Here is a 6,000-nt window from a genome sequence, read left to right on the forward strand (position 1 = left end):
ATTTATCTATGATACAGCTATGGCTATAGTCCTAGGTTGTGTTATTAATATTAGCGATAGTATAGTAAAATGCTGGTTTGATTTATCGTCAATATACCGCCATTAAATGTAGAGCTACTGAATATAGCGCCACTGAATATAGAGCCACTGTATGAATAATCCCGAACGCAATCTAACCCATGAGCAATTCATTGGTACCGCTATCGACGCTATTAATACTGAGAAGGCGGCACTAGCATTACTAGTAGAGCAGATCGATGATAGGTTTGCACAGGCTTGCGATATTATTTTAGCCTGTCAGGGTCGAGTGGTCGTCACAGGTATGGGTAAGTCGGGGCTGATTGGGCGTAAAATAGCCGCAACATTTGCTTCTACTGGTACACCAGCGTTTTTTATGCATCCGGGTGAAGCAGGGCATGGCGACCTAGGCATGTTGGTAAAAGGCGACGTCCTGCTCGCCATCTCCAACTCTGGGGAGTCAGATGAGATTAAGATGTTATTACCAGTGGTCAAACACCTAAATATTCCCCTGATTAGTATCAGTCGAGATAAGCGCGGTATGCTACCTCATGCAGCCGATATCATACTGACACTTGGTAAGTCGCAAGAGGCTTGTCCGCTTAACCTTGCACCGACTTCAAGTACCACGGCTACCTTAGCGTTAGGCGATGCATTGGCAGTTGCCTTGGTACATGCCCGTAATTTTACTTCAGAAGATTTTGCTTTATCGCATCCTGCTGGCGCATTAGGACGCCAGCTGCTGACGCGAGTAGAAGATTTGATGCATACCAAGTCAGAAGACTTGCCGCTTATCAATCAGCAAGCGCCATTACAAGAAGCACTTTTTATTATGTCTGCTGGGCGTTTAGGCATGACCGTTGTCACTGATGATGATAAAAAGGTTGTTGGTATATTTACAGATGGTGACTTAAGACGAGGTCTAGAAAAAGGCATTGATTTACAAACACCGATGCGCGAGCTGATGGTGAGTAATCCGCGCCGAATCAGTAGAACCATGCGCGCCTCAGATGCGCTAAGTGTGATGAATGAAAATGCGATCAGTCAGCTGCTGATTATCGATGATGAGCAGTGTCTAGAAGCCGTTATTACGGTACATGATTTATTACAAGCCGGTGTAAAGTAAGTGTTATATTAAAAAAAGCCTTTAATAAGAGATAACTGATGCAAGACTTAATAAAAAAAGCCGGACAAGTAAAGCTATTGGTCATGGACGTAGATGGTATTTTGTCAAACGGTCAAATTATCTATGACGCCAATGGTATCGAAACCAAAGCTTTTTCAGTACATGATGGCGTGGGCGTTAAATCATTGGCACGCTATGGTATTTTAACAGCAATTATTACCGGTCGTAGCAGTCCGATGGTAGATAAACGCGCCACTGAGATGGGTGTGAACTATGTCGTACAAGGTCGTGATGATAAGCTAGTCGCTTTGAATGAGCTGCTAGCAAGCATTGACCCTGCTCTCAATATCACGGCTGCTGATTGCGCTTATATGGGTGATGATTTACCCGATATCAAAGCGATGCAAACGGTAGGATTTGCTGCCACCGTGCCCAACGCCCATGCAGAGGTCATCAATCGCAGTGATATGGTCACGACTCGCGCCGGCGGTACAGGTGCAGTACGTGAGGTATGTGATCTGATTTTAAAGGGTCATGGACATTACCAAGACTTCATCGCCCACTATACGCTTGATGAAGCAAAAACTCAGGATAACTTGTCGTGAATACTCGTGTTTTAATAGTCATTGCATTGATCATAGCTGGTCTTGCCGGTTGGTTTTTTAAGCAGCAGGGAGAGATAAAGCCGCCAGTAAATATTGAAACGTCTGATATGGATTATGAAGCGACAGACATTAAGGCGGTACAGACAAATGAAAAAGGCGAAACAGAGTACGAGCTCAGTGCTGAATCATTGACTCATAATCCGGTCACCGATAAAGATGAGATGAAAGGCATTACCATGAATTGGGAGCCTTCAGATGAGCAGCGTTATCGTATCGAAGCAGGTAGTGCTGCTATCAGTCAGCAGACAGGAGAGCTGAGCTTATCTGGTGGCTTTTCTTTAGTCAGCGAAGGTAAAGGCAACTCTGAGATCGAACCTATTAAAGTGACCGGAGCCACATTGAAAGGCAATACTAAGTCGGGTCAGGTCTATAGTAATGAAGTGGTCAAAGTTGAACAAGGTATGAACCGGTTTGAGGCATCAAGTATGAAAGCCAATCTTGAAACAGGGGAATATGAATTTGGTCAAGTGGCAGTCTCTTTTACGCCAGCCGAACGTCAAGACAAAGCTTTATTTTAACCAGCGCCTTATTTTAATAATTGCACCATACTAATAATTACGGTGTTAATAATTATCGTGTTAATAGCTACTATGTTAGTAATTACATTATTTTAAGCATTTCCCTATAATGCGGTATAAAAATATATTTAGCACAGCATCTAGCAGGAAGTTTGCAAACTCTACTACCTATTCTAAAACGAGTGATTTTATGAAACCTAATTTTTTGCCTACTTTACGCTTGCTATCGACTCGCTCTATTCAATTATCGTGCGGACTGCGTACGTTGCCACTGTTGATGCTTGTAGCACTGCCATTATATAGCCATGCATTACCATCAGATGCGAACCAGCCAATCAAGCTGTTGGCAGATAAAGCTACTTATAGTGAGCGTAGCGGTATTACCAGTTACTCTGGCACTGTGGTTATTACCCAAGGTACGTTTAAGATGACGGCCGACAATATCACGGTCAATCTATCACAGGGTCGCAGTATCAACTCGGCAGTAGCGACTGGACGTCCAGCGACCATGCAGCAAGTTGTCACGCAAGAAAAAGGCGTCGCGAAAGGTCAGGCTAATAAGATTGACTATAATGCTGTTAGCGGTATTGTTACCCTAACGGGCAATGCTAAATTGGTACAAAACGGTGCCAGTTTTGCGGGTAATGTCATTCGTTATAGCCTAAAAGCAGGTGATGTAGAAGCAACTGCTGGTGGCAATCAGCGAGTAGAGCTGGTTTTCCCGCCCAATAACGGCACTAGTCAAAGCAGCATACGCTAAGCCACATCATCAGTTAAGCAACGACATAAAAAACGACCAGACATCTAAGTGATTAGTATCAATACTTGAATGTTGCCACACTATAAGTAAGTCATGAGTAAGTTATGAGTGATAATAAAAATAATGAGCCTGTAACGTTCGCTAATAATTCTGAGCCTGTCGCTCGTTTGTCGATGCAAAATTTAGGCAAGCGCTACGGCAAACGCTGGGTTGTTAAAGACGTCTCATTCTCTGTTGAGCAAGGTCAGGTCGTAGGGTTATTGGGTCCAAACGGTGCAGGTAAGACGACCAGCTTTTATATGGTCGTAGGACTTGTCAATATGGACAAAGGCCGTGTGACCTTAGGGAACATGGATTTATCTAAATATGCCATGCATGAGCGTGCTCGTGCGGGTATTGGCTATTTGCCGCAAGAAGCGTCTATTTTTCGTAAATTGTCTATTGAAGATAATATTTTAGCTATTCTGCAAACTCGTAAAGAGCTGAGCGCTAGCGAGCAGCGGCAAGAGCTTGAAAAATTAATTAGTGACTTCCATTTAGCACATGTGCGAAAGTCTCTGGGCATGAGCGTATCAGGCGGTGAGCGTCGTCGCTGTGAAATTGCCCGCGCTTTGGCAGCCGATCCTAAATTTATCTTATTAGATGAGCCTTTTGCCGGTGTAGATCCTATCTCTGTTGGTGATATCAAAGAGGTTATCTTAGCGTTAAAAAACCGCGGTATTGGCGTCTTAATCACTGATCATAATGTCCGTGATACCTTGGCGATTTGTGAAAAAGCATATATCGTCTCAGAGGGTGCTATCATTGCTGAGGGTACGTCGCAAGAAGTCTTAGAGAATGAATTGGTTAAGTCTGTTTATTTAGGTAAAGACTTTCAAGTATAAATTAGCTTGTTATCTGTTTTTCACTAACACTAGTATAAGGTTTTTTAGAACAAGCTCTTAGCCAGCTACCGTTATTTATCTTATATTTTAATTACTATTATTGATATAGTAGATCCACTTTTAAAAGAATACAGTGCTACTGGGATTAATTATTCGCAGCCTCTGTCTGCGTAGGCACAGCAAACAAGAAAAATTGATACCAGTAGCACTTTATAACCTTTGTATTTCTTTTATTTAGGACTAAATATAGCGCTATCCCTTCTATAAAACACCGCTTTTTATAATAGCAGCGGCTTGTTTATCTTAAAATCACTCTAAAATTAACGCTCATAACAACGTCATCTTCTATTTATCATTTTATCACTGTTGCTTGAATACCTGAATAAGGCTCATACGTTATGGCAAAAAATAAAACCAGTTATGTCTGTCAAGCTTGCGGCGCCCATTTTGGTAAGTGGGCAGGGCAATGTAGCGATTGTGGCGAATGGAACACCTTAATTGAAGCACCAAACGTCAGTATGCCACATCATAATAAGAGTACAGCAAAGCCCAATGTTGGTCGTGCAGTGCCTCGTAATGTAGGTAGTACTGGTGCAACTGCGGGAAACTATTCAGGGACGCACAGTGGCGTCATGCCGCTCAATGCGGTAAGCGTAGGTTTAGATACGCGCTTACCGACGGGTATCAGTGAGTTCGACCGAGTACTGGGTGGCGGATTGGTTGCCGGTTCAGTGGTACTGATAGGCGGTGATCCTGGTATTGGTAAGTCGACCATTCTGTTGCAAACCGCGACCAATATGGCAAAAGCTGACTCACTGGCAGGGAGTGCACTGTATGTGACCGGTGAGGAGTCATTGGCACAGGTTGCCATGCGTGCGAAGCGCTTGGACTTGCCTGCTGACAGATTGCGTGTGCTGGCTGAAACCAATGTTGAGACTATCTGTGCAGCATTAACGCAAGAGCAACCTGCAATAGCTATTATTGACTCTATCCAGACCATTTATACCGATGCTATCAATTCTGCGCCAGGCGGGGTCAGTCAGATTCGAGAATCTGCTGCAATTTTGACTCGCTATGCTAAACAGACAGGTACGGCGCTATTTCTAGTGGGGCATGTGACCAAGGAAGGTACGCTGGCAGGTCCACGAGTGCTTGAGCATATGGTAGATACGGTTTTGTATTTTGAAGGACAGTCTGATTCGCGTTTTCGAATGATACGGGCGGTAAAAAATCGCTTCGGTGCAGTGAATGAGTTAGGGATTTTTGGTATGACGGATATGGGACTGAAAGAAGTCGCCAATCCATCGGCAATATTCTTAAGCCGCTATGACAAGCCTGTGGCTGGTTCTGTGGTCATGGTTAGCCGTGAAGGTACCAGACCGTTATTGGTTGAAGTTCAAGCCTTGGTTGATGACTCTCAAGGCTCACCAAGACGTATGGCATTAGGATTAGACTTTCAGCGCTTATCTATGCTGCTGGCAGTGATGCATCGCCATGGGGGCATCCATACCAGTGGACAAGATGTCTACGTCAACGTGGTAGGCGGTGTTAAAGTGATAGAGACAGGTTCTGATTTGGCGGTATTATTAGCTTGTGCATCAAGTATTAGAGAAAAAGCATTACCATCCTCACTCGCAGTGTTTGGCGAAGTGGGTCTTTCTGGTGAAATTCGTCCTGTACCCAATGGGCAAGAACGTCTAAAAGAAGCCATGAAGCATGGTTTTAAACATGCCATTATTCCTAAAGGCAATGCTCCTGCCAAAGATTCACCACAATTTAAAGGTATTAATATCATTGCGGTAGAGCGTCTCGATGATGCTATTGAAAGCGCATTTGAACTGTAGTTTTCTGAGCTGTAATTGTTTGAACTGTAGTTTTCTGAGCTGTAATTGTTTGAACTATGGTAATCCCCCCTAAAAATAAGAACACCTAGAAATAGAGAGTAGCTGCTAAACTACCAGCAGGAGATTCTTATGAAAAAGACCCGCTTTAGCGACAACCAGATCGTCAACATTCTAAAACAAGCAGA

Annotated in this window: 6 protein-coding genes; all 6 read left to right on the forward strand. The window is 43.6% G+C overall.

Translation table 11 applies throughout. From position 1 onward, the window contains the following. The first annotated feature begins 151 nt into the window (after positions 1–151). The 6 genes from WAZ74_RS12070 to radA all read left to right on the forward strand — a co-directional run bounded on the left by WAZ74_RS12070 (position 152) and on the right by radA (position 5,815). Positions 152–1,144: a KpsF/GutQ family sugar-phosphate isomerase gene (locus tag WAZ74_RS12070; protein ID WP_422308549.1), complete on the forward strand. Its 993-nt coding sequence runs from the start codon at positions 152–154 to the stop codon at positions 1,142–1,144. A 38-nt stretch (positions 1,145–1,182) separates the two neighbouring features. Continuing rightward, positions 1,183–1,749, forward strand: a complete 567-nt coding sequence (locus WAZ74_RS12075; RefSeq protein WP_422308550.1) for a KdsC family phosphatase — start codon at positions 1,183–1,185, stop codon at positions 1,747–1,749. Next, complete coding sequence (gene lptC, locus WAZ74_RS12080; RefSeq protein WP_422308551.1) at positions 1,746–2,327, forward strand: LPS export ABC transporter periplasmic protein LptC; 582 nt, start codon at positions 1,746–1,748, stop codon at positions 2,325–2,327. Before WAZ74_RS12075 ends, lptC begins: the two co-directional genes overlap by 4 nt. Before the next feature lie 277 nt (positions 2,328–2,604). Then, entirely contained in the window at positions 2,605–3,087 is a 483-nt protein-coding gene (gene lptA / locus WAZ74_RS12085) for a lipopolysaccharide transport periplasmic protein LptA (protein WP_422308556.1), read from the forward strand. A gap of 104 nt (positions 3,088–3,191) precedes the next feature. Continuing rightward, positions 3,192–3,971 (forward strand): LPS export ABC transporter ATP-binding protein, encoded by a 780-nt coding sequence (gene lptB / locus WAZ74_RS12090; RefSeq protein WP_422308552.1) that lies wholly within the window; start codon positions 3,192–3,194, stop codon positions 3,969–3,971. Positions 3,972–4,369: 398 nt separating this feature from the next. Next, entirely contained in the window at positions 4,370–5,815 is a 1,446-nt protein-coding gene (radA, locus tag WAZ74_RS12095) for a DNA repair protein RadA (protein WP_422308553.1), read from the forward strand. The last annotated feature ends 185 nt before the right edge of the window (positions 5,816–6,000 follow it).

The organism is Psychrobacter sp. (assembly GCF_049295055.1).
Taxonomy (GTDB): domain Bacteria; phylum Pseudomonadota; class Gammaproteobacteria; order Pseudomonadales; family Moraxellaceae; genus Psychrobacter.